Below are 22,149 nucleotides of genomic sequence, written 5' to 3'. Positions count from 1 at the left end.
TGATCATAAACGAGCAGATAGTGCCGGTTATGCAGCGCAGCGTCAAACCCGCTCATTCCAGCGAGCGCCTGCACGATAAACGGTCAAGCGTTCCCTGGGACATTCGTGCCCATGCCTGATGGCAGGAAGGGTCGAATTTCCTCGATCTCCCCGACACTGAGACGCAGCTGAGCGCCGGCAATCAGCCCATCGACCTGCCCGCGGCGACGGGCTCCGACAATGGCGCCGGTTACCACCGGCTTGCGCAGCACCCAGGCGATGGCGACTGCCGCCGCACTGACCCCGTGCCGTTCGCCGATACCCGCCAAGACCTCGACCAGCGCCAGGTTCGCGCTCAAGCGAGGCTTCTGGAAATCCGCGCTTCGTGCCTTGCGCCAGTCGTCGTCGGGCAATTGGGCGATGCGTTCGCGCGTCCGGCGGCCCGTGCGGTATTTGCGAAGGTGCTCGCGCCGTTCGTGGCCAGGTATCCACGCATTCAGCTGGACCTGGTCACCGATGATGGCATGACCGATATCGTGAACGGCGGCTTTGACGCCGGCGTGCGCTTTGGCGAAAGCCTGGCCGGCGACATGGTCGCCGTCCCTGTCGGCCCCCCGCAATCGTTCGTGACCGTAGCCGCGCCAACCTACCTGGCCACGAAGGGAATCGCCCAGGCTCCACGGGACTTGCTCGACCATGCCTGCATCGCCCGGCGTTTTCCCAGCGGCAAACTCTACGCTTGGGAATATCAGGCAGAGGGACAACCGATCCGGTTGTCCGTCACCGGCCCGCTCATTCTTGAAGACGATGTGCTGATGATCCAGGCGGCGAAAGATGGCGCCGGGATTGCCTACGTCTACGAGGAGCTGGCGCGCGACGACCTCCGCAATGGGCCGGAACTGCTTGCGCAATGGAAAGCGCCGCCAAGCCGGTTTTTTCTCTATTACCCCAGCCGACGCCATGTGCCACCGGCCCTGAAAGCGCTCATCGAGTTCATCCGGGCGGACGATTGGCTAACGTGAACCGGCAGGCAAAAAAAAGCCCCGCGACCGGGGACGGTGCGGGGCAAGGGAAATTGGTTGGTTGCGGCCAACCAAAGGAGCACGGTGGAAAAGCGTTTACGGGCCGGTCAGATGCATTCCTGTGCGGCGCGTTCGAAACTCGAAGGCAGGAGGTTGGAGGCCAGCAAGTGCCGCTCGTAGATGAATACCTTGCCGCCGTCGCCGGCCTTGTAGGCTTCCAGCACGTTGTCCGCCGACACTTTGCTCGGCACCACGATGCGGTAACTGCGCTGGGTCTGCGAGACCACCGGGTTCAAGGCGTTGCCCTGCAATTTCGGTACGACGCATTCGGCGTATTGGGCCGGCGTCTTGCTGGTTTGCAAGGTCAGGGTCGGATCGTTCGGTGCCGAGGCACAACCGGCCAGCAACAAGGGGGAAAACGCCAGGGGCAGCAAAAATAAACGGCGCATGGGTCAGGGTCCTGAAAATAAATACGGGGCTGCGTGTTCGATGGCGCTGATTTTCCAATGATTGCCGGCAAAGCAGAACTTGCATTTGGTAATGGTCACTATTACTCCTAGCAATAGTTGCAAGCCGAGAAAGATTGATGAGGCCTATCCATGAGAACGTTTGATCTGATTCGCGACGCGGTATTGCCCGATTTCCGTGAGCGGGTGGCTGACTACTTGATCCAGTACGAAAGCGTGCTGTTGGGCAACACAGAACCCGACCAGGAGCTCAAGCGGGCCACGGCCAATCAACTGCGCGGTTATCTGCGCGGATTGAATACCACTCGGGTATTGGGCATGGCGGATTGGGAGGAGCTGGATCGGCGGGTGGTGGACACGTGGCTTCAGTGACAGGCCGGACGTGCGGGACGTGTGTTCGATTCAGGGTGGCGAGGGCGATTGCTCCCGCCGGGCTGGGCTGCGATCTATCGCCGGCTGCGGCCCGACACTGGCTTGGGCCCTGTCCACCAGCCGTTGCACCCAGGTGGCGTCCTGGTCATTGACCACCCCATAGCGGTTCGGCGGTAAAAAATGCCAGTGATGGGCGGCCTCCTCCAGACGCTTGAGCTCATCGGCAGACATCCAGTACGGCGTATCCACCAATGGCATCGGCGCACCGTCGAAACGCCGGCCCAGCTGCAGGTTCGTACCGGGGGCGAAAGCAATCGCCAGTTGCTGCCGGGGTTGCAGCAGCTTGTCCGGTGCAGGCATTTGCCCTACCCGTGCGTAGCTGAAGTTGCCCGGATATTGCTCCTTGAGCACCAGCCAATGCCCCGCTGCGGTCCGGGCCAGGATCCATTGCGACACGCCGCTGTCCTGCACGCATTTCAGCTTGCCGTCGGTCCATTGCATGAGGGTGTTGCAGTCCGGATCATAGTCGTTGGACCACAGGCTGATGCCGCGGATGAGGGTGTGGTGTTCGAGTTCGACCAGCCCTTGATCGGGCATCGATTGCCAATAACGCTTGGTCGGGTCGCGCTTATCGCGCAAGTAGTTATGCAGGACCCAGGCAGCCATGAACAGCAAGGTGACGAGCACAAGCCAGCCAAGGGAATCCCCCACGATCCGGTCAAGATCGACGCCTGGGGCGGATAACCCCTGATAGACCAACAGCCCCAGTAAAAACGCGATGCCCGGCAACACCGGGCCCAGGCACAACGGCGGCACCAGCACCATGATCCAGCTGAAGCGATGCATAGTCGCACGCTCGCGCGCCCAGGCCTGCTCCTGAGCAAGCATCGGCGCCCGCTCCCGAGGGCCGATGTCAGGATCGGGCGTCTGGAAACGCATGTACAGGGTGTAGGTGTCATCGCTCATGGATCGGCTCTGGTTGGCGCGCGCGGTAGGAGCTGTCGAGCGGAGCAAGGCTGCGATCTTTTCCCTGCTGATACTCCCGGGGCGTGCAGCCGAATTCGCGGCGAAACACCGTGTGCAGGTATTGCGCCGATTTGAAGCCGCAATTCTGGGCGATGTCGGCAATCGGCGCGTCGGTGTTTTCCAGCCCATTGGCAGCGGCGGTCAGTTTGAAGCGCAGGATTTCATCGTGGACGCTGCAGCCCCGCTCCTTGCGAAAATGCGCTTCCAGCGATGAGCGCGATATCCCTACATAAGCCGCCACTTGGGCCGTCTTGATGCCCTGGCAGGCGTATTGGCGGATGAAGAGCAGTGCCTGCATGACGTAAGGGTTGCCCAACGGTTGATGCAGGCTCGACACCTGCACATTGACCGCATCAGGTGGAATCAGAATCTGTGTGCCCGTGGACGGCATGCCGTGCAGCATTTGGTGGAGCAGGCGTGCGGCGGTGCGGCCCATGGTCTCGGTGCCCTGGATCACCGAGCTCAACGGCACCCGCGTCAGGCTGCGGGTCAGCGGGTCGTTGTCGATGCCGATCAACGCCACTTGCTCCGGCACGGCGATCCCGGCGGTCAGGCAGGCTTGCAGCAGTTGCCGGGCGCGGGCGTCGCTGACGGCGATGATGCCGATGGGCTTGGGCAGGCTTTGCAGCCAGGCGATCTGCTGTTCGACGGCGCTGTCCCAGAGCGGTGCGCTGGTGCCCATGCCGCGATAGACCTCGGCCGGCAGGCCGTCGCGCTGCACCAGCCGGCGAAAGGCTTTCTCCCGTTCCTGGGCCCAGCGATTGGCTTGTGCTTCAGGCAGGCTGAAACAGGCGAAGCGGGTCAGCCCGGCCTCGATCAGGTGCTCGTAGGCCAACCTCATCAACGCGTCGTTGTCGGTGGCGACATAGGGGATGCCCTTCGGGTAGGCGCGTTCATCCTGATAGGAACCGCCCACCGCCACCACCGGCAGCTTGATCCCGGCCAGCGCCTCGCCGATCAGCGGGTCGTCGAAGTCGGCAATGATCCCGTCGCCCTGCCAGCGCTCGATGCCTTTCAAGCGGCAGAGAAAATCCTCCTCGAGAAACAAGTCCCAGGACGCACGCGTGCTGCTCAAGTAATTGCCGATACCGCTGATGATGCCGCGGTCGTAGATCTTGCTGCCGTTGAACAACAGCGCGATGCGGTGAACGGGCGGGACGGTTTTCATTGGTTTAACCCTGTGCCGGTGGACACAGACTAGGCGCGCGGCCGACGAATCTCAATACTCAAAATCGAACTGCCCGTTGGTGATTTTCATAATCAGCAGCCACGGGGCCGGCGTTAGTATCGAGACACCGCCAAGAATAAAAAGGAAACCCGCACATGCCGTACTTCCCCGGTGTCGACAAGATTCGCTACGAGGGCCCCGCCAGCGATTCGCCGCTTGCCTTCCGTCACTACGACGCCAACAGACTGGTGCTCGGCAAACCCATGCGCGAACACCTGCGCATGGCGGTCTGCTATTGGCATACCTTCGTCTGGCCGGGGTCGGATGTGTTCGGTTCCGGCACGTTCAAGCGCCCGTGGCAGCACGCCGGGGATCCGATGGAAGTGGCCATCGGCAAGGCCGAAGCGGCCTTCGAGTTCTTCTCCAAGCTGGGCATCGACTACTACTGCTTCCACGACACCGATGTCGCCCCGGAAGGTCACTCGCTCAAGGAGTACCGCAACCACTTCGCCCAGATGATCGACCACCTGGAACGCCATCAGGAGCAGACCGGGATCAAGCTGCTGTGGGGCACCGCCAACTGCTTCAGCAACCCGCGCTTTGCCGCAGGCGCCGCCAGCAACCCCGATCCGGAAGTGTTCGCCTGCGCCGCCGCCCAGGTGTTCAGCGCCATGAACGCCACCCAACGCCTCAAAGGCTCCAACTACGTATTGTGGGGCGGTCGCGAAGGCTACGAAACCCTGCTCAATACCGATTTGAAACACGAGCGCGAGCAACTGGGCCGGTTCATGCGCATGGTGGTCGAGCACAAGCACAAGATCGGCTTCAAAGGCGACCTGCTGATCGAACCCAAGCCCCAGGAGCCGACCAAGCACCAGTACGATTACGACAGCGCCACGGTGTTCGGCTTCCTGCAGCAGTTCGGCCTGGAAAACGAGATCAAGGTCAACATCGAAGCCAACCACGCCACCCTCGCCGGGCACAGCTTCCACCATGAGATCGCCACCGCCGTCTCCCTGGGGATCTTCGGCAGCATCGACGCCAACCGCGGCGACCCGCAAAACGGCTGGGACACCGACCAGTTCCCCAACAGCGTCGAAGAAATGACCCTGGCCACCTACGAAATCCTCAAGGCTGGCGGCTTCGGCAATGGCGGGTTCAACTTCGATTCCAAGGTCCGGCGCCAGAGCCTGGACGATATCGACCTGTTCCACGGCCATGTCGCCGCCATGGACGTCCTCGCCCTCGCCCTGGAGCGCGCGGCAGCCATGGTACAGAACGATCAGTTGCAACAGTTCAAGGACCAGCGCTACGCAGGCTGGCAGCAACCGTTTGGCAAGGCGGTGCTGGCTGGCGACTTCAGCCTGGAATCGTTGGCCGAGCACGCCTTTAACAACGAGCTGAATCCCCAGGCTGTCAGCGGTCGCCAGGAAATGCTCGAGAACGTGGTCAATCGGTTTATCTACCCCTGACAAATGTGGCGAGGGGATTTATCCCCGCTGGGCTGCGAAGCAGCCCCCCGGAAGAACAAACTGATTTGTCTGCCCCACCAAAGAGGCCGTTACATTCTCGCGACAAATCTGTGCCCACGGCGCCTCGCAACGCTCTACAGTTCTACCCGGTATCACGCTCATCGTCAGGCAGTGTCTTTCAAACAACAATAAAAGGACGCACTACATGAAAACATTCAAACGTACCCTGCTCGCCGGCGCCCTCGCCCTGCTCTCGCTTCCGGTCATGGCCGATGCGGCCCATCCGAAAATCGGTTTCTCCATCGATGACCTGCGCCTGGAGCGCTGGTCGCGGGACCGTGACTATTTCGTCGCGGCGGCGGAAAAACTCGACGCCAAGGTCTTCGTCCAGTCCGCCGATGCCAACGAGCAGAAGCAGATCTCGCAGATCGAAAACCTGATCTCCCGTGGCGTCGATGTAATCGTCATCGTGCCGTTCAACGCCACCGTGCTGACCAACGCCGTCGCCGAAGCCAAGAAGGCCGGGATCAAGGTCGTGTCCTACGATCGACTGATCCTCAATGCCGATATCGACGCCTACATTTCATTCGATAACGAAAAGGTCGGCGAGATGCAGGCCAGTGGCGTGCTCAAAGCCGCGCCCAAGGGCAATTACTTCCTGCTCGGTGGCGCGCCCACGGACAACAACGCCAAGGTCCTGCGCGAAGGCCAGATGAAAGTGCTGCAACCGGCCATCGACAAGGGTGACATCAAGATTGTCGGCCAGCAGTGGGTGAAGGAATGGAACCCCACCGAAGCCTTGAGCATCGTGGAAAACGCCCTGACCCGGAACAACAACAAGATCGATGGCATCGTCGCCTCCAACGACGCCACCGCCGGCGGCGCCATCCAGGCCCTGGCCGCGCAGAAAATGGCCGGCAAGGTGCCGATCTCGGGCCAGGATGCCGACCTCGCGGCGGTCAAGCGCGTGATCGATGGCACCCAGACCATGACCGTCTACAAGCCACTGAAACTGATCGCTTCCGAAGCCGCCAAGCTTTCGGTGCAACTGGCGCGTAACGAGAAACCGGCCTTCAGCTCGCAATACGACAATGGCAGCAAGAAAGTCGACACCATCCTGCTCACCCCCACGCCGTTGACCAAGGACAACATCGACCTGCTGGAAAAAGACGGGTTCTATACCAAGGCGCAGATCGCCGGGCAGTGACCTGGGTGCACGTCCTGGGTTAAGCAAAGTCCCTGTGGGAGCGAGCTTGCTCGCGATGGCGGCAGCCCATCCAAGAGGGGTGCAAGCTGAACCTCCGCTATCGCGAGCAAGCTCGCTCCCACAGGGGCTGATTGACTTCAGGGTTCCTGCCTCTGTGTGAGCCCTTTTTCACGAGCCTTCGCCATGTCCGATTACCTGCTGCAAATGAACGGCATCGTCAAAACCTTTGGCGGTGTCAAAGCCCTGAACGGCATCGACATCAAGGTCAGGCCCGGGGAATGCGTCGGCCTGTGCGGTGAAAACGGCGCGGGCAAATCCACGCTGATGAAAGTGTTGTCGGCGGTCTATCCCCACGGCACCTGGGAAGGCGAGATCATTTGGGACGGCCAGCCGCTCAAGGCGCAGTCCATCAGCGAAACCGAAGCCGCCGGGATCGTCATCATTCACCAGGAACTGACCCTCGTCCCCGACCTGTCGGTGGCGGAAAACATCTTCATGGGCCACGAGCTGACCCTGCCCGGCGGGCGCATGAACTACCCGGCGATGATCCACCGCGCCGAAGCCCTGATGCGTGAACTCAAGGTCCCGGACATGAACGTGTCGCTGCCGGTTTCCCAGTACGGCGGTGGCTACCAGCAGTTGGTGGAGATCGCCAAGGCACTGAACAAGCAAGCCCGGCTGCTGATCCTCGACGAGCCCTCCTCGGCCCTGACCCGCTCGGAAATCGAGGTGCTGCTGGACATCATCCGCGACCTCAAGGCCAAGGGCGTTGCCTGCGTGTACATCTCCCACAAACTCGACGAAGTGGCCGCCGTGTGCGACACCATTTCGGTGATCCGCGACGGCAAACACATCGCCACCACCGCCATGACCGACATGGACATCCCGAAGATCATCACCCAGATGGTCGGACGGGAAATGAGCAACCTCTACCCCACCGAACCCCATGACATCGGCGAGGTGATTTTCGAGGCGCGCCACGTCACCTGCTACGACGTCGACAACCCCAAACGCAAACGGGTCGACGATATTTCCTTCGTCCTCAAGCGCGGGGAAATCCTTGGCATCGCCGGACTGGTCGGCGCCGGTCGTACGGAACTGGTCTCGGCGCTGTTCGGCGCCTACCCCGGTCGCTACGAGGGTGAAGTCTGGCTCAACGGCCAGCAAATCGACACGCGCACGCCCCTCAAGTCGATCCGCGCCGGTCTGTGCATGGTCCCCGAAGACCGCAAGCGCCAAGGCATCATTCCGGACCTGGGCGTGGGCCAGAACATCACCCTGGCGGTGCTGGACAATTACTCGAAACTGACCCGCATCGACGCCGAAGCCGAACTGGGCAGCATCGACAAGGAAATCGCGCGCATGCACCTCAAGACCGCGAGCCCGTTCCTGCCGATCACCAGCCTCTCCGGCGGCAACCAGCAAAAAGCCGTGTTGGCGAAAATGCTCCTGACCAAGCCCCGCGTGCTGATCCTCGACGAACCGACCCGCGGTGTGGACGTCGGCGCCAAGTATGAGATCTACAAGCTGATGGGCGCCCTGGCGGCCGAAGGCGTGTCGATCATCATGGTCTCCTCGGAGCTGGCCGAGGTGCTTGGGGTCTCCGACCGCGTCCTGGTGATCGGCGATGGCCAGTTGCGCGGCGACTTCATCAACCACGAACTCACCCAGGAACAAGTGCTCGCCGCCGCACTCAGCCATCCCGACGGCCATAACAATAATGATCGGAAGTCCGCTTAGATGAATCAGGTCAAACAGCTGTTTTCCCGCTACAAAATGCTCGCCCTGGTGATCGCCGTGGCGATCATCTGGCTGTTCTTCAGTTGGCAGACCGACGGCGGGTTCGTGACCCCGCGCAACCTCTCCAACCTGCTGCGGCAGATGTCCATCACCGGGATTCTCGCCTGTGGCATGGTGCTGGTGATCATCAGCGGCGAGATCGACCTGTCGGTGGGCTCGCTGCTTGGGCTGCTGGGGGGCCTGGCGGCGATCCTCGATGTGGTTTATCACATCCCGCTGCTGGCGAACTTGAGCCTGGTGGCGCTGTGCGGTTTGGTGATCGGCTTGGCCAACGGCTACATGACCGCCTACCTGCGCATTCCGTCGTTCATTGTCGGGCTGGGCGGCATGCTCGCGTTTCGCGGCGTCCTGCTGGGGGTGACCGGCGGCACCACCATTGCCCCGGTGTCACCGGAACTGGTCTACGTCGGCCAAGGTTATTTGCCGCACACGGTCGGGACCGGGCTTGGCATCCTGCTGTTCGCCCTGACCCTGTTCCTGACTTGGAAACAGCGGCGCAACCGCGCCCTCCATGGCCTCGCGGCTCATTCCCTGGTGCGTGACGTGTTGCGCGTGGTGGTGATCGGCGCGGTGCTGGCCGGGTTCGTCTATACCCTCAACAGCTACGACGGCATCCCGGTACCGGTGCTGCTCCTGCTGATCCTGCTGGGGGTGTTCAGCTACGTCACCAGCCAGACCGTGTTCGGCCGACGCGTCTACTCGGTGGGCAGCAACATGGAAGCCACGCGCCTGTCCGGTATCAACGTGCAAGCGGTGAAGCTGTGGATCTTCGGCATCATGGGCGTGATGTGCGCCCTCGCCGGCGTGGTCAACACCGCACGCCTGGCCGCCGGCTCCCCCTCGGCCGGCAACATGGGCGAGCTCGACGCCATCGCCGCCTGCTTCATCGGCGGCACCTCCATGCGCGGCGGCTCCGGCACGGTCTATGGCGCCCTTCTCGGCGCGTTGGTCATCACCAGCCTGGACAATGGCATGTCCATGCTTGATGTCGACAGTTATTGGCAGATGATCGTCAAAGGCAGCATTCTGGTGCTGGCGGTGTGGGTGGATGTGAGTACGCGGACGGGGCGGCGTTGAGGGGGGCCATGAATCACTCCACGTTGTAGGCGCATCGATACGGCCTACAGGTTGGCGGGACGCCTGACAAACGCTTTATTGGGCCTCAAATAGCCAGACGTATCCAGGGTAACGGTCAGAAAACGTAGTGCTCGGCAAAAGACCGGATGACATTGGTCATAAGGTAAATCGTCGAAAGCGGCCCAAAAGAATTCGAAGAAAAGGCCGCCGCCGTCACACGTGTTGTATGTCCATTGCTCTGGGAGCGCGATCCTTGGCTCACATAAATGGAATGACCATACTTGGGCAAGATGCTCAGCATCCCAGCATCCGAGGTCTGCCGAGATTACAGCGCAGTCGATACCAGCCTCCTCATTCAGCTCGCGCAGCGCGGCCTGCCGGGCAGACTCACCGACCTCAATCGTGCCCTTCACAATTTGCACACCGGCCAACGGGTGACGGAACAGCATGATTCTCGGCTGATGAGAATGGGAAAGAATGATGGGACACGCTTTGCTTGGAATCATTATGTTGTCCTGAGAGAAGGCCTGGTTGCCTAAGGCTTCTCAAGCCATGTCGGCTCAACGCAATCGGGCAAGACGAGCCAATCAAAGCGGGTTTCACGGTAGCTATGCTGTTGTTTGTGGGGTTTGAACTCGGTATCGAGAGTGGCCACGGCAACCGATATCCAGTCTGGATACGCGCCGTGAGGGTCAGACCAGAACAAGCTTGAACCGCAAGCTCCACAGAACTGCCGTTTGACGCCCGTTTCGGACTCATACAGCCAGAGTGCATTCCCATTTGCCGAGACTCGCAATGATGCAGCCGGGACGCTGGCATAGGTCGCGAACGCAGCACCATGAGCTTTCTGGCAACGCCTGCAATGACAGTGAGTCAATGCCTTCAATTCAGCCGAAATTTCATATCGGATCACACCGCACAGGCAGCTTCCGTGGTGACCTTCATGCATCCTTGGCGCTCCGTTTGAACTTGATCGAAACGACGTCGACGTCTTGAAGACTTGCCTTCAATTCCAGCAACCGCTTTCGGATCAGCGATCCTCAATCCAGCCCTGGCGTTGATCGAGTCGAAAATGTTCCTGGGCTTTAACTCACCCGCCCTTTACTGGACTCTTTATCGCAGCCAATGCGAATCAGTTGTCCATCCCAGAAAAACACGCGCACCTTCGGCGGTAGGTTCATGTTGCGGCAGGCGACGGCCCGCTGCCGCCATACGTAGCCCAATCATCACAGGTAGGAATTTCTCCCGGAAAGCATCTGGCTGCCGAGCGTAATGTGCTTCGATACCCTCGATAGCAAGCCCTTTTTCGGACTCGTCGAGCATGGACAAGTAAAAAATCATCTGGCGCCAGGCGTATGCGGTGTTCTTGAGCATGATCAAGCGCCCATGATAGTGCTCTATTCGCATCTGCTGACGCCTGCAGATCCATTCAAAACAGGCCTGGACGAGTGAACTCAAGCGCGGGTACAGCAGTGTTTTCAAATCAAGCTCGCAGAACAGCATTGAGAGATTCTGCGTAGTCAATATCTGCTGCTGTTCAATGATGGTGCCGTTGGTTGCGGGACGCCAAGTATTAAGTTCTGCGTTTGCGCGCCGCGCGCACAAGGTTGTCAAAGCGTCGCTGCTTGTTGACGAGCGACGCCAGAAGGGTTGGCTCGCTCTCGATCTGGGTCTATCGGGAAGCGTCGCCAGCCTGTCGGTATCAATATCGTAGTAACGGGCGTACAGGGTACCTGCCAGCGCCTTGGCCGCACGCCTGGCGGCGTCGATGAACTTGTTTGAGAACTCCCCCATGAATATGTCCGAAGCGACTTCGTCCACGAATGGAAGATCCAGCCCGGCGGTTTCGGCGAGAGCGCGCAGTTCTTTAAGCAGCTTGTTGGGAATAATCGCCTGGGGAAAGGCAGATAGCGTCAATGCCGACGACTCGATAAGTGCCTGCCGGGCAATATCCGCATCGAAGGGGTCACGTTGGCGATAGCCTTCGATAGCCGCGACCCAGGGCAACTCGCCCAGCCTGACCTGGCTTTGCAGATTGAGCAATAACAATGAGCGGCGCTGGCGAAAGGCACGATAAGTAGCGGCGTATAGATTACCCAATGCGGGATCGGAAAATCCGGAGCTACGTATTTCAGCGGTCATCGCTGGCAGTACTCGCGCGACGGTGTCGCCCGAAGTAATCAAGCCATGATCGATCAACTCGGCAATCGTACCGCTACGGCAGCGCTCTACGCGCCGGCGAATCGCCTGCGGAAGATCGGCTCCGTCCGTCAGGGCAAATACGTTTGCCTCTTCAGTGGTGATCGGCTCAAGCAAAGGAGTCAAATCCGAGACGCCGTCGCTGGCCGGATATTGCTCCATTCGCATAGCAACGGCTTTGGCGATAACGTGATGGCCGGGCGCCGCTACCTGCTCGCGCTGCTTTAACCGGAACTCACGATGAGCGTTGGAGTCGGGCAGACCATGCTTGCGCACGAAATCATCAACAATCTGACGAATGCGACCAACTTGACGGCCTGTAAGCGAGCTCGAATCCCCAGAGCATTGTTCAAGCAATGCAAACAGTTCCAAGAGGCGTCGCTTGGAGGCCCCTACCGTTTGCCCTTCCGCTTCGCGAACGGCATTGAACCGAGTACAAAGCGAAGCAGCCTGCTCGTGCCATCCCTCTGGATAAACCCTGCACGGCCACTCATTCTGATAAGTCAAAAGGAAGTGGGAAACGGCAGTGTCGTACAGGGGCAAGCAGACTTCGACAACCTGTTTCTGGATCGCCACACGTGGTTGACCGCGCAACTTCAAGAGACGCTGCCGAATATCACCGACGTCAAAGACATGTATCTGCGCCGCAGAAAATTGCAGCTTTTCACAAGGTGCTGGAAAAAAGCGCAGGCGGTCGAAGTAAGGTGTGATCGTTTCTATGAGCGCCCAGGCCTCATCCACTCGCTGTTGTCCCAACAGCCAAGCCACACTCAGCAAGGCGGACTCTTCTGGAACATCGACTCGGTAATTGCCCTTCGCCAGATATCCCCACAATACTTCGAGCCCTTCATCCGTCAGATACCATGCATTGATATCCAGACGCTCGAAGCCCGGGCGGACACCCGGGATCGATGCGGTCAGCGCTCGCTCGTGCTCGTTCAGGTCACCACCCGCCAGCAGGTGGCCCGTAGCAAAGCCACCAGTAGCAACCTCCAGCGTCACCCAGACGGGAATATCCGCCAGCGGCATCCGCGATCCGTACTGCGCAGAACCCTGCACTGCATGCGCCAACACCTGCTGCCAGCGTGCAATCCGCTGAACCGCTTTGGCGTGGTTTTCTGACACAGGATCAGCACCTTGGGCGATGAATGCTTTGGACAATTGGAAGATCGCATAGCCCACGCCAATGCCAAGTGTTCCGTCAGAACCAGTATCGTCCCTGAGCATGCGTCCTCATGACCTTGCGATGTAATGGGTCCGGGGGCTGGATTCGAACCAGCGCCCACCCGGTTAAGAGCCAGGTGTTCTACCGCTGAACTACCCCGGAGCGGAACGGGCATTGTCGGTCAGCATCGCGAAGATGTGAAGACCCCTTTTGGATGACAGAGTTAGCAGGTAATTCATGCCAACTGGTTTACGACTGCTGCGCAGCCAGGCGGGGCGGGGCGACGTTTCGCTAAATCACCTCGTCACAAGAGGTCTGAATACGCAAGCCTCCTGTGGGAGCAAGGCTTGCCCGCGATGAAGATGACGCGGTATTCCGGGGAAACGAGGCGCCTGCATCGCGAGCAAGCTTTGCTCCCACAGAAATCCGCGCACATCAGTGCTAGCGGCAAGAGGCGGTCCGAAAATCTCGTAGGAATTCACACCCCGTGGCGAGGGAGCTTGCTCCCGCTGGGGCGCGAAGCGGCCCCAAACCAGGCGCCTCTTTTCACCAGGTACTGCACAGGCGCCGGTTTTGCGACTGCTGCGCAGCCGAGCGGGAGCAAGCTCCCTCGCCACGGGGGGGCGGGGGCGTCCTACAGGCCGGTTGTGGGTACCGGGATCGACTTCTATAGTTAGCTCGTCGCTGGCTTTGGTCAGTGGCTGGGTTTCGCAGCCCGACAGATACGGTAGCAACCAAACATCATAAAAGTGACAATGAGCGCCTTTGGCGTTCGACGTCATTTTATGGTGGCTGTGTGTGGGAGATCTTCGGGTCTGCCGGGTTCCTTCGTATCCTCGGTCTGCGAACCCACGCGCAGCTACCACCCATTCGTTTCGCAGCGGATCGAAGTAGCTTTTTCTTGATACGAAGAATGAGTAACTATTGCCATGAATCAACGCGATCAACGCTTCACACCTCTCACCCAAACCGCCACCACCCACCCCGTCCTGCTGATCGACACCCACGCCCCACTGCCCGAACTCCATGCCTGTGCCAGCGAACGCCTGCACACCACGCTCGACTACCTGACCTTGGTGGCCTGCACCAGCCTGAGCGACTCGGCAACTCGCGACATCAACACCATCACCAATGTCGCCCGGATCCTGGTGCAGGATGTGGCGGATGTGTTCGGCGTGATCGAGCGGCGCGGGCTCGAAGGCTGAGCCATTGTGGGAGCGAGCTTGCTCGCGATGGCGGCGGCACAGTCAATATCTTTGCAGGCTGACATACCGCTTCGCGAGCAAGCTCGCTCCCACAGGGAAATGCATTTGATGCCCATGGTCTGGACGCAGCGGCAAGCGCGGGCCGCCTTCGCGTTCACGTCGGCGCTCTTCAGCCACCAAGGCACCGATGACTCCGACCATGTCGACATGGGCGTCTTCGGCGGTGGACGGGATGCGTGGCAAGCCGAGCAGTACCCCAGGTGTTCGCGCAACTTGGCCTCGTCGATGTCGGCGTAGCTGCACAGCAAGATTGCCCACTGGGGGTCAGGGCGTCGCTCTAAGGCCAATCGGTATCCGTCAAGGCTGCTGCGCGGGCGATGGCGGCAGTGATGCGATGATCCGGGCGCGGCAGACCTCGAGGATTTCATCGGCCAGCGCGGAATCGTCCGGGCAGGCCCGCGACAACATGATCGCTCCGACGGCATGGGCCAACATGTCGAGCATTTTCGCCCTGACCTCTGCCTGCGGCGCGTCTTGCCCGGTCTCGTACCGGCTCTCGAGCGCCGCCAGCATATCTTCGATGCCGCTGGAAAAAGTCGCCTTCAGCTCGGGCGATTGACGGGCAGCGTCCCCGCACAGAGCCGCCATGGTGCAACCGCCACCCGGGGCGTCACGGTGATTGCGGGACACGTAAAGGTTGACGAACCCCGGCACATCGAGACCCGCGTTGCTGGTCAGCGATTGCGCCAGGCTGCGTGCGGCCGCTTCGGCCATCAGGTCGGCCTTGGAGCCGAAATGTTTGTAGAAACCGCCATGGGTGAACCCGGCGGCCGCCATCAGATCCGCCACACCCACGCCGTCAAAGCCTCGCTCGCGAAACAAGACAGACGCCGTCTCGACGATGTGCTCCCGGTTTGCCTGGGCCTGGGCCTTGGTCACCCGCATTTTCCACTCCTCGTGCTGCTCGAAAATCACCCTAACATCATACATAGATGTCAAGCATAATCAAATTCGTTGACAGTTTAGATTTCGATCATCATCCTAATGGAAAGCCGTGCTCGTCAGGCGGCGGCTCATCCCCTTGAAGAAGAGAAATCCCCCATGGACACTCGCACAACCGTTCTCATCACTGGCGCTTCCACCGGCATCGGCGCAGCCTACGCCCAGCGCTTTGCGCAACGCGGCCACAATCTCGTCCTGGTGGCCCGCGACAATGCGCGCCTGCAAGCCCTGGCCGCCAAGCTGCGCAGCGAACACAATGTTGCCATCGACATTCTCCAGGCCGACCTGACCCAGATCAGCGACCTGACGACAGTCGAAGCCCGGCTGCGGGACGACGCCAGCATTGGTATCCTGGTCAACAACGCCGGCGCCGCCCAGTCCGGCACTTTCATCGAGCAGTCGACCGACAGCGTCGCGAACCTCGTGTCGCTCAATACCACCGCGCTGGTCCGATTGGCCAGCGCCATTGCCCCTCGACTGGTCAAAGCGGGTGACGGTGCGATCATCAACATCGGCTCCGTGGTCGGCCTGGCACCGGAATTCGGCATGTCGGTCTACGGCGCGACCAAGGCGTTCGTGTTGTTCCTCTCCCAGGGACTCAGCCTGGAACTGTCGTCTAAAGGGGTCTACGTGCAAGCCGTCCTGCCGGCCGCGACCCGTACCGAAATCTGGGAGCGCGCGGGCATCGATATCAACACCTTGAATGAAGTCATGGAAGTCGGTGACCTGGTCGACGCCGCGCTGGTCGGTTTTGACCGTCGCGAGCCAGTGACCATCCCGCCGCTGCAGGAAGAGGCACGCTGGGATGCCTTGCAGGCGGCGCGCCAAGGCCTGCTCGGGCAAATCAAGCAGTCCCAGGTTGCCGAGCGCTATCAAGACCTGGCGTAACCATCGCTCAGCGGGCGCCAGCGCGAAGGACAGCGCTGGCATTCCTGGATGCCTGGCCGGGTGACCAGTCCGCGGCATCCCTTATGAGAGCAAAGCACCATGAAGGCATTTTTAATCGACCGCTACGGCAAGCACAGTGGACGTATCGGCGACATGCCAGCGCCTGAAATGGCTGACCACGATGTTCTGGTCCGCGTGCATGCCGCCGGCGTCAACGTCCTGGACTCAAAGATCCGCAAAGGCGAATTCAAGCTGATCCTGCCCTACTCGTTTCCCTTGGTATTGGGGCATGACGTGGCCGGAGTCGTGATGCGGGTGGGATCCCGTGTCCAGCAGTTCAAACCGGGGGATGAAGTCTATGCCCGCGCCCCGGATGGGCACATCGGCACCTTCGCCGAGCAGATTGCAGTGAACGAAAATGCCCTGGCCCTGAAACCCGCGAACGTCAGCCTGGAGGAAGCCGCCGCCCTGCCCTTGGTCGCCCTGACGGCCTGGCAGGTGCTGGTTGAAACCGCCCAGATGAAGAAAGGCCAAAAGGTGTTCATCCACGCCGGCTCAGGTGGCGTCGGCACCCTCGCCATCCAGCTGGCCAAACACCTCGGCGCCTTCGTTGCGACCACCACCAGCACCGCCAATGTGCCCTGGGTCAAAGCACTGGGAGCGGACGTTGTCATCGATTACAAACAGCAGGATTTCTCAAGCGTTCTGCAGGACTATGACGTCGTGTTGAACAGCTTGGGCGCCGATGAACTGGAGAAGTCGCTGAAGATCCTCAAACCCGGCGGCCAGCTCATTTCCATCTCGGGACCACCCACCCCACAGTTCGCCCAAGACCTGGGCTTGTCCTGGCCGCTGCGGCTGATCATGGCCCTGCTGAGCAGCGGCATACGCCGCAAGGCCCGCCGAAAGGGGGTGAGCTACGCCTTCGTGTTCATGCGGGCCAGTGGCCCTCAACTGCGTGAGATCACCACGCTCGTCGAGTCCGGCAGCCTCAAGCCGGTGGTTGACCGGTCCTTCGCCTTCGACGCGACGGCCGATGCCCTGGGTTATGTCGAGCAAGGACGGTCCAAGGGCAAGGTCGTCATCAAGATCCACTCAGGCATGGCCGCTGAATGAAACCCGTTTGCCGGCGCTCATCACCACACCGCAATATGCGAATCCGCCCGGGGTTCGGTCCCGCCGCACAGCACACCGCTGACCGGGTCGCGCAGGATGATCTGGCCGCGCCCGTAGTCGGTCAGGTCGCTGGCGATCTGCACCTCGTGCCCCCGTCGCGCCAGGGCATTGGCCAGGTCCCGTGAAGCCCCGTGTTCGATCCCGACCTTCATGTCTCCCAGCCATTGCCAACGCGGTGCGTCCAAGGCCGCTTGCGGATTCAGGCCGAAATCCACCAGGTTCATGACCATCTGCACATGCCCCTGGGGCTGCATGTAGCCGCCCATCACGCCGAAGGGGCCGAGGGCCTCGCCATTACGGGTAAGGAACCCGGGAATGATGGTGTGGAAGGTTTTCTTGCCCGGGGCCAGGCAGTTGGCGTGGCTCGGATCGAGGCTGAACTCCTGCCCGCGATTCTGCAGGGCGATTGCGCTGTCGGGCAGCACCACGCCGGAGCCGAACCCGTGGTAGTTGCTCTGGATGAACGAAACCATGTTGCCTTCCCCATCCGCAGTGGCCAGGTACACCGTGCCGCTGGCGTGGGGATCGCCGGGCTTGGGCGGGCGGGCCTGTTCGCCGATTTGCCCGCGCCGACGGGCGCTGTAGTCATCGCTGAGCAGGTCAGCCACCGCCACGCGCATGTGCAGGGGGTCGGTGATGTAGTGCAGGCCGTCGCTGTAGGCCAACTTCATCGCTTCCAGTTGACGATGCCAGGTCTGTTGGCTGTCACGCTGATCGAAGTCGAAACCTTCCAATATCTTCAGCGCCATCAAGGCCACCAGGCCCTGCCCGCTCGGCGGGATTTCCCAGACATCCACGCCTCGGTAATTGACGTGGATCGGGTCGACCCACTGGGCGCGATAATCCCTCAGGTCCGAGGCGCGCAGGTAGCCGCCGCTGGCCCGGGAGTGGGCGTCCAGGCGCTCGGCCAACGCCCCGCGATAGAGGCTTTCGCAGCCGGTGTCGGCCAACTCCTGGAGCGTGCGCGCCTGGGCCGGGTTGCGAAAAATCTCCCCGGCCCGTGGCGCTCGGCCTTCGATCAGGAAAGTCTCGAACCAGGCCTCCAGGACGGCATCGCGATGGGGCGTGAACTCGTTCAGCGCGATCTGCCATTGATGGGCAACCACCGGCGACAGCGCAAAGCCGTCCCGGGCCAGGCTGATGGCCGGTTGCAGCAGCTCGGCAAAGGGCAGTTTGCCAAAGCGCTGCGACAACTGCGCCCAAGCCGATGGGCAGCCCGGCACGGTCACCGGTGTCCAGCCATAGGTGGGCATCTGCTCATGACCGGCGGCCTTGACCGCCTCGATGCTCAAGGCCGCTGGCGCATGACCGTTGCCGTTGAGGCCGTGTAACTGGCCCTTGCACCAGACCAGGGCGAAGGCGTCACCGCCGATGCCGCAGCCAGTGGGCTCCACCACCGTCAGCGCCGCTGCCGTGGCGATGGCGGCGTCGATGGCATTGCCGCCTTTTTGCATGATCTCGATGCCCGCCTGGGCCGCCAAGGGCTGGGACGCGGCGACCATGCCCCGACGGGCGAAAACGCTCTGGCGTTGGGATGGATAAGGGTATTCGTGGGCAGAAAATGTCAGCATGGCGAAAGCTCTTCAATACAGGAATTGATTGACCGGACTCATGAAGTAGACAACCTCGCAGGGTCATAGCACCCGGCTGAGGAAAGCCCGGGTCCGCGGGTGAACGGGGTGACAGAAGATCTGCTCCGGCGGCCCTTGCTCGATAAGCTCGCCCTGGTCCAGGACCACCACACGGTCGGCCACTTCCCGGGCGAAGCCCATCTCATGGGTCACCACGACCATGGTCATCCCCTCCTCGGCCAACTCCTTCATCACTTGCAGCACCTCGCCGACGGTCTCCGGGTCGAGGGCACTGGTGGGCTCGTCGAACAGCATGGCCTGGGGCTTCATGGCCAGGGCCCGAGCAATGGCCACCCGTTGTTGCTGGCCGCCGGAAAGCATCGACGGGTAGTGATCGGCTTTTTCCGCCAGGCCGACCCGCTCCAGCAACCCGCGGGCCTGTTCCAACGCAGCGGTGCGCGGCACACCGAGCACCTGGATGGGCGCCTCGATGATGTTCTCCAGGGCGGTCATGTGGGGGAACAGATTGAAGCGTTGGAACACCATGCCGATGTCCCGCCGCTGCCGGGCGATGTTGCGCTCCGACTCACGCACCAGGCTGCCGTCGGCGCGCTCGCGATACCCCATGGCCCGGCCATTGACCCGGATGCGTCCGCCCTGGATGTCTTCCAACAGATTGATGCAACGAATGAAGGTGGTCTTGCCGGAGCCCGACGCACCGATCAGCACCACCACTTCGCCACGCCGCACTTGCAGGGAAATGCCCTTGAGAATCTGCAGCTTGCCGAAGGACTTGTGCACGTCCAGCGCCTCGATGATCAGCTCTTCGCTTTTATGCGCCATGGTTTAACGTGCCCTCAGCAGATTCAGGGTGCTGCGACCGAACATCCGCGTCGACGCCGGCGGTGGCGACGAAGGCCGATCCGATTGGCCGAAACGGGTCTCCAGCCAGCGCTGGAAAAAGCCCCACAACGTGGTCAGCAACAGGAAGTAGATCGCCACCACCAGGTACAGCTCGAACACCCGGAACGTCGCCGACGTGACCATCTGGGTACTGAGCAACAGTTCCTGGACGCCGATCACACTGACCAGCGTGGTGTTCTTGAGCATCACGTTGAACTCGTTGCCCAGCGGCGGAACGATGACCCGGAACGCCTGGGGCAGGACAATGCGGCGCATCAATTTGGCGAAGGTCATGCCCAGGGAACGTCCGGCCTCGTATTGACCCTTGTCCACCGCGCCGATGCCGGCGCGGATGATCTCGGCCATGTAGGCCCCCTCGTTGAGGCCCAGGGCAATGATCGCCGCCTGGATATTGCCGGGGATCACCAGGCCGAACAGGTCGATGTCTTCGAAGCGGAAAATCCCGCCGGCGGCCAGCGCGGTGTAGAGAAAGACGATCTGCACCAGCAACGGCGTGCCGCGCATCAGCCACACGTAAAAGCGCACCGGCAAATGCAGCAAGGGGTTGCTCGACAACCGCAGCAACGCGGCGGCCAGCCCCAGGGCACAGCCCAGCAGCATCGCCAGCACACTGATCAGGCAGGTCAGCCAGAGCCCGGTGAGGTACACCCCACTGGGCTGCAGCAGGTACTGCCAGAACACATCCCAATTGAAATTCATCGATGGTTCACCTCAATCAAGCGTATCGCTGGCGACATGCCATTTGCCCAGCAGTTGGTTGTAGCTGCCATCGCTGCGCATATCGCCGATCACCTGCTGCACGGCGGCGGTCAGTTGCGGATCGTCCTTGCGAATGCCCAGGCCGGTGAGAATCCGGCTGAAGGCCGGCACACCCTCCTCGAACAGGTCGGGCGCCATGGCCGCGTAGTAACCGGCGGTTTCCACGGTGGTGCCGTAGGCGTCGACCTGGCTGATGCGCAGGGCCTGGAAGGCATCGGTGTCGGTGTTGTAGACCACCAGCTTCATCGCCGGCTTGCCGGCCTTGGCCAGGGTTTCGTTCTCGGTGTCGAGCAGGGTCTTGATGGTGGAACCGTTGAGCACCGCGACCTTGTGCCCGGAGAGATCCGGCAGTGTCTTGAGGCCCTTCGGATTACCCTTGGGCACCACCACCGCCTGGCTGGAATACATGTAGTTGACGATGTCGATCACCTCGCGGCGCTCGGGCTTGTCGAACAACTGATCAACGATCATGTCGCACTGGCGAGCCAGCAACGCGGGGAGCAATCCGGAAAAGGGAATGACCCGCCACTCCACCTTCTTGTCACCCAGGCGCTTGGCGATTTCCAGCCCCAGGTCCACGGTCAATCCCTTGGGTTTCTGCGCCTCGTCAAAAGACACCAGCGGCGGCGAATCCATGCCTGAGCAGTAGACGAGTTTGTCGACCTTGAGCAAACGCTCCGGGACAACGGGCGCGGCAACCGCCCATTGCGCACAGAAACCCAAGGATAAAGCGGCAACCAACAGGCGAGGCTTATGCATGACCAGACACTCCAGTTCAGTAGGTAACGGGCAGTACTCAAAGTCAGAACACGGGCAGGCTCGGGGCCTGCTCTCGTTATTTTTTCGATTGCAGGAACTCGATCAATTCAGGAACGGTGCCTTCGATGTGCGCACGCACCACCGCCTCGGCCTTCTCGGCATCGCCCGCACGCAGGGCATCGAGGATCAGCATGTGCTCCTGACGCGCACTCAGGGGTTTTTCCACATGCTGCAGCCATAGGCGCATGGGCGCTTCGATCAAGGAATAAAGCGCGCTGATCTGCTTGAGCAATCGCGGGCGACCGCTGAGGCTGCACAGGTATTCATGGAAGGCGCGATGGCGACTGACCCACTCGGCGCTTTCCTCGCGGTAGTCGTCCATCTCGTCCAGCAAGCGCTCCAAAGCGGCCAACTGGCGCTCGCCGATTCGTGCTGTCGCGACACGAACCGCCAGGCCTTCCAGGGCGCTGCGCATTTCGAAGACTTCGTGCAGCTCATCGATGTCCAGGCCGCTGACAACCGCGCCGCGATTGGGCCGCAGGGTCACCAGGCCCTGGGCATCCAGACGGCGAAAGGCCTCGCGCACCGGCATCCGGCTCATGCCGATCTCGTTGGCAATGTCCTCGGCAATCAACCGGTCGCCCTTGCGTAACCGACCACCACAAATGGCATCGAGCAGGAAGTTGTAGGCCTCCTCCTCGGCGGTCATGGGCGGGCGTTCAGCGTATGTCGGAGCAAATTGCATGGCAGCACCTTCTGCATTTTTGTATCCAATTATCCATGGATTCAAAAAGGCAGAATACGTGCCAACTTCTCACGCAACCGTGCAAGCGTTTGATTTGAAGGAATTTACCGAGGAGAAGCGACTGGCTGCCGTGAGCCCTGCCACGGGCGGGGCTGCAGCCGTGTGC

At 61.1% G+C, this 22,149-nt stretch carries 21 protein-coding genes, 1 tRNA gene and 2 pseudogenes; 10 read left to right on the top strand and 14 right to left on the bottom strand.

Annotated features, from left to right (window positions below; genetic code table 11):
* Positions 1–83: 83 nt before the first annotated feature.
* A pseudogene (locus BLO80_RS01345) lies at positions 84–425 on the bottom strand (aldo/keto reductase); the annotation flags it as partial.
* Here BLO80_RS01345 and BLO80_RS01340 point away from each other — a divergent pair.
* Positions 402–1,001: pseudogene (locus BLO80_RS01340) on the top strand (LysR substrate-binding domain-containing protein); the annotation flags it as partial. The pseudogenes BLO80_RS01345 and BLO80_RS01340 overlap by 24 nt on opposite strands.
* A 107-nt stretch (positions 1,002–1,108) precedes the next feature.
* On the opposite strand, the gene BLO80_RS01335 reads toward BLO80_RS01340, so the two are convergent.
* Entirely contained in the window at positions 1,109–1,450 is a 342-nt protein-coding gene (locus BLO80_RS01335) for a YajG family lipoprotein (RefSeq protein WP_092204573.1), read from the bottom strand.
* A 150-nt stretch (positions 1,451–1,600) separates the two neighbouring features.
* On the opposite strand from BLO80_RS01335, the gene BLO80_RS01330 reads away from it, so the two are divergent.
* Positions 1,601–1,840 carry a hypothetical protein gene (locus BLO80_RS01330; protein WP_092326251.1) on the top strand — a complete coding sequence of 80 codons (240 nt, stop codon included), beginning with the start codon at positions 1,601–1,603 and terminating at the stop codon, positions 1,838–1,840.
* Between the two features lie 30 nt (positions 1,841–1,870).
* Here BLO80_RS01330 and BLO80_RS01325 read toward each other — a convergent pair whose 3' ends face one another.
* Positions 1,871–2,806, bottom strand: coding sequence for a hypothetical protein (locus BLO80_RS01325; protein WP_092326250.1), 936 nt, complete (start codon positions 2,804–2,806; stop codon positions 1,871–1,873).
* Positions 2,796–4,034, bottom strand: coding sequence for a XylR family transcriptional regulator (locus tag BLO80_RS01320; protein ID WP_092326248.1), 1,239 nt, complete (start codon positions 4,032–4,034; stop codon positions 2,796–2,798). The genes BLO80_RS01325 and BLO80_RS01320 overlap by 11 nt, the downstream gene beginning before the upstream one ends.
* Before the next feature lie 155 nt (positions 4,035–4,189).
* On the opposite strand from BLO80_RS01320, the gene xylA reads away from it, so the two are divergent.
* The 4 genes from xylA to BLO80_RS01300 all read left to right on the top strand — a co-directional run bounded on the left by xylA (position 4,190) and on the right by BLO80_RS01300 (position 9,590).
* Positions 4,190–5,506: a xylose isomerase gene (gene xylA, locus BLO80_RS01315; RefSeq protein WP_092326247.1), complete on the top strand. Its 1,317-nt coding sequence runs from the start codon at positions 4,190–4,192 to the stop codon at positions 5,504–5,506.
* Positions 5,507–5,711: 205 nt separating this feature from the next.
* Positions 5,712–6,713 (top strand): D-xylose ABC transporter substrate-binding protein, encoded by a 1,002-nt coding sequence (gene xylF / locus BLO80_RS01310; RefSeq protein ID WP_092165548.1) that lies wholly within the window; start codon positions 5,712–5,714, stop codon positions 6,711–6,713.
* 183 nt (positions 6,714–6,896) lie between these two features.
* The gene (gene xylG, locus BLO80_RS01305) at positions 6,897–8,453 is read left to right on the top strand and encodes a D-xylose ABC transporter ATP-binding protein (protein WP_092326245.1); all 1,557 of its coding nucleotides are present in this window, start codon (positions 6,897–6,899) and stop codon (positions 8,451–8,453) included.
* On the top strand, positions 8,454–9,590 hold the full coding sequence (locus BLO80_RS01300) for a sugar ABC transporter permease (protein ID WP_092326244.1): 1,137 nt from the start codon (positions 8,454–8,456) through the stop codon (positions 9,588–9,590).
* 44 nt (positions 9,591–9,634) lie between these two features.
* Here BLO80_RS01300 and BLO80_RS01295 read toward each other — a convergent pair whose 3' ends face one another.
* The 4 genes from BLO80_RS01295 to BLO80_RS01280 all read right to left on the bottom strand — a co-directional run bounded on the left by BLO80_RS01295 (position 9,635) and on the right by BLO80_RS01280 (position 13,116).
* Positions 9,635–10,096, bottom strand: coding sequence for an NUDIX hydrolase (locus BLO80_RS01295; protein ID WP_092326242.1), 462 nt, complete (start codon positions 10,094–10,096; stop codon positions 9,635–9,637).
* A gap of 29 nt (positions 10,097–10,125) precedes the next feature.
* Positions 10,126–10,539 (bottom strand): GFA family protein, encoded by a 414-nt coding sequence (locus tag BLO80_RS01290; protein WP_092326241.1) that lies wholly within the window; start codon positions 10,537–10,539, stop codon positions 10,126–10,128.
* A 164-nt stretch (positions 10,540–10,703) separates the two neighbouring features.
* Positions 10,704–13,016 (bottom strand): hypothetical protein, encoded by a 2,313-nt coding sequence (locus BLO80_RS01285; protein WP_092326239.1) that lies wholly within the window; start codon positions 13,014–13,016, stop codon positions 10,704–10,706.
* A gap of 25 nt (positions 13,017–13,041) precedes the next feature.
* Positions 13,042–13,116 (bottom strand) — tRNA-Lys (locus BLO80_RS01280).
* 767 nt (positions 13,117–13,883) lie between these two features.
* Here BLO80_RS01280 and BLO80_RS01270 point away from each other — a divergent pair.
* Both BLO80_RS01270 and BLO80_RS30450 read left to right on the top strand, forming a co-directional pair.
* A complete protein-coding gene (locus tag BLO80_RS01270) occupies positions 13,884–14,159 on the top strand; it encodes a fructose-bisphosphate aldolase (protein ID WP_092326238.1) in 276 nt (91 codons plus the stop codon).
* Positions 14,160–14,267: 108 nt separating this feature from the next.
* Entirely contained in the window at positions 14,268–14,456 is a 189-nt protein-coding gene (locus BLO80_RS30450; protein ID WP_175459434.1) for a hypothetical protein, read from the top strand.
* Between the two features lie 60 nt (positions 14,457–14,516).
* On the opposite strand, the gene BLO80_RS01260 is transcribed toward BLO80_RS30450, so the two are convergent.
* On the bottom strand, positions 14,517–15,104 hold the full coding sequence (locus BLO80_RS01260) for a TetR/AcrR family transcriptional regulator (RefSeq protein ID WP_092326236.1): 588 nt from the start codon (positions 15,102–15,104) through the stop codon (positions 14,517–14,519).
* A 156-nt stretch (positions 15,105–15,260) separates the two neighbouring features.
* Here BLO80_RS01260 and BLO80_RS01255 point away from each other — a divergent pair, with 156 nt between their 5' ends.
* Together BLO80_RS01255 and BLO80_RS01250 are read left to right on the top strand one after the other, a co-directional pair.
* Positions 15,261–16,049, top strand: coding sequence for an SDR family NAD(P)-dependent oxidoreductase (locus BLO80_RS01255; RefSeq protein WP_092326235.1), 789 nt, complete (start codon positions 15,261–15,263; stop codon positions 16,047–16,049).
* A 99-nt stretch (positions 16,050–16,148) separates the two neighbouring features.
* Complete coding sequence (locus BLO80_RS01250; RefSeq protein ID WP_092326233.1) at positions 16,149–17,165, top strand: NADP-dependent oxidoreductase; 1,017 nt, start codon at positions 16,149–16,151, stop codon at positions 17,163–17,165.
* A 20-nt stretch (positions 17,166–17,185) separates the two neighbouring features.
* Here the strand turns inward: BLO80_RS01250 and BLO80_RS01245 are convergent, their stop codons facing one another.
* From BLO80_RS01245 to BLO80_RS01225, 5 genes are all read right to left on the bottom strand, one after another.
* Complete coding sequence (locus BLO80_RS01245) at positions 17,186–18,796, bottom strand: gamma-glutamyltransferase family protein (protein WP_092326232.1); 1,611 nt, start codon at positions 18,794–18,796, stop codon at positions 17,186–17,188.
* Between the two features lie 63 nt (positions 18,797–18,859).
* The gene (locus BLO80_RS01240) at positions 18,860–19,639 is read right to left on the bottom strand and encodes an amino acid ABC transporter ATP-binding protein (protein ID WP_092326230.1); all 780 of its coding nucleotides are present in this window, start codon (positions 19,637–19,639) and stop codon (positions 18,860–18,862) included.
* 3 nt (positions 19,640–19,642) lie between these two features.
* On the bottom strand, positions 19,643–20,419 hold the full coding sequence (locus tag BLO80_RS01235) for an amino acid ABC transporter permease (RefSeq protein ID WP_060742708.1): 777 nt from the start codon (positions 20,417–20,419) through the stop codon (positions 19,643–19,645).
* Between the two features lie 12 nt (positions 20,420–20,431).
* Positions 20,432–21,238: an ABC transporter substrate-binding protein gene (locus tag BLO80_RS01230; protein WP_092326229.1), complete on the bottom strand. Its 807-nt coding sequence runs from the start codon at positions 21,236–21,238 to the stop codon at positions 20,432–20,434.
* 76 nt (positions 21,239–21,314) lie between these two features.
* Positions 21,315–21,983, bottom strand: a complete 669-nt coding sequence (locus BLO80_RS01225) for a GntR family transcriptional regulator (RefSeq protein WP_072410018.1) — start codon at positions 21,981–21,983, stop codon at positions 21,315–21,317.
* Between the last annotated feature and the right edge of the window lie 166 nt (positions 21,984–22,149).

The organism is Pseudomonas sp. NFACC56-3 (assembly GCF_900100025.1).
Classification (GTDB): Bacteria; Pseudomonadota; Gammaproteobacteria; order Pseudomonadales; family Pseudomonadaceae; genus Aquipseudomonas; species Aquipseudomonas fluorescens_AA.
This window is presented reverse-complemented; position numbering and strand designations above follow the sequence as displayed.

What these genes read in the sequence shown, in the direction of transcription:
- BLO80_RS01335 (WP_092204573.1), bottom strand. Translation starts at nt 1,450, where the DNA reads ATGCGCCGTTTATTTTTGCTGCCCCTGGCGTTTTCCCCCTTGTTGCTG.
- BLO80_RS01330 (WP_092326251.1), top strand. Translation starts at nt 1,601, where the DNA reads ATGAGAACGTTTGATCTGATTCGCGACGCGGTATTGCCCGATTTCCGT.
- BLO80_RS01325 (WP_092326250.1), bottom strand. Translation starts at nt 2,806, where the DNA reads ATGAGCGATGACACCTACACCCTGTACATGCGTTTCCAGACGCCCGAT.
- BLO80_RS01320 (WP_092326248.1), bottom strand. Translation starts at nt 4,034, where the DNA reads ATGAAAACCGTCCCGCCCGTTCACCGCATCGCGCTGTTGTTCAACGGC.
- xylA (WP_092326247.1), top strand. Translation starts at nt 4,190, where the DNA reads ATGCCGTACTTCCCCGGTGTCGACAAGATTCGCTACGAGGGCCCCGCC.
- xylF (WP_092165548.1), top strand. Translation starts at nt 5,712, where the DNA reads ATGAAAACATTCAAACGTACCCTGCTCGCCGGCGCCCTCGCCCTGCTC.
- xylG (WP_092326245.1), top strand. Translation starts at nt 6,897, where the DNA reads ATGTCCGATTACCTGCTGCAAATGAACGGCATCGTCAAAACCTTTGGC.
- BLO80_RS01300 (WP_092326244.1), top strand. Translation starts at nt 8,454, where the DNA reads ATGAATCAGGTCAAACAGCTGTTTTCCCGCTACAAAATGCTCGCCCTG.
- BLO80_RS01295 (WP_092326242.1), bottom strand. Translation starts at nt 10,096, where the DNA reads ATGATTCCAAGCAAAGCGTGTCCCATCATTCTTTCCCATTCTCATCAG.
- BLO80_RS01290 (WP_092326241.1), bottom strand. Translation starts at nt 10,539, where the DNA reads ATGCATGAAGGTCACCACGGAAGCTGCCTGTGCGGTGTGATCCGATAT.
- BLO80_RS01285 (WP_092326239.1), bottom strand. Translation starts at nt 13,016, where the DNA reads ATGCTCAGGGACGATACTGGTTCTGACGGAACACTTGGCATTGGCGTG.
- BLO80_RS01270 (WP_092326238.1), top strand. Translation starts at nt 13,884, where the DNA reads ATGAATCAACGCGATCAACGCTTCACACCTCTCACCCAAACCGCCACC.
- BLO80_RS30450 (WP_175459434.1), top strand. Translation starts at nt 14,268, where the DNA reads ATGCCCATGGTCTGGACGCAGCGGCAAGCGCGGGCCGCCTTCGCGTTC.
- BLO80_RS01260 (WP_092326236.1), bottom strand. Translation starts at nt 15,104, where the DNA reads ATGCGGGTGACCAAGGCCCAGGCCCAGGCAAACCGGGAGCACATCGTC.
- BLO80_RS01255 (WP_092326235.1), top strand. Translation starts at nt 15,261, where the DNA reads ATGGACACTCGCACAACCGTTCTCATCACTGGCGCTTCCACCGGCATC.
- BLO80_RS01250 (WP_092326233.1), top strand. Translation starts at nt 16,149, where the DNA reads ATGAAGGCATTTTTAATCGACCGCTACGGCAAGCACAGTGGACGTATC.
- BLO80_RS01245 (WP_092326232.1), bottom strand. Translation starts at nt 18,796, where the DNA reads ATGCTGACATTTTCTGCCCACGAATACCCTTATCCATCCCAACGCCAG.
- BLO80_RS01240 (WP_092326230.1), bottom strand. Translation starts at nt 19,639, where the DNA reads ATGGCGCATAAAAGCGAAGAGCTGATCATCGAGGCGCTGGACGTGCAC.
- BLO80_RS01235 (WP_060742708.1), bottom strand. Translation starts at nt 20,419, where the DNA reads ATGAATTTCAATTGGGATGTGTTCTGGCAGTACCTGCTGCAGCCCAGT.
- BLO80_RS01230 (WP_092326229.1), bottom strand. Translation starts at nt 21,238, where the DNA reads ATGCATAAGCCTCGCCTGTTGGTTGCCGCTTTATCCTTGGGTTTCTGT.
- BLO80_RS01225 (WP_072410018.1), bottom strand. Translation starts at nt 21,983, where the DNA reads ATGCAATTTGCTCCGACATACGCTGAACGCCCGCCCATGACCGCCGAG.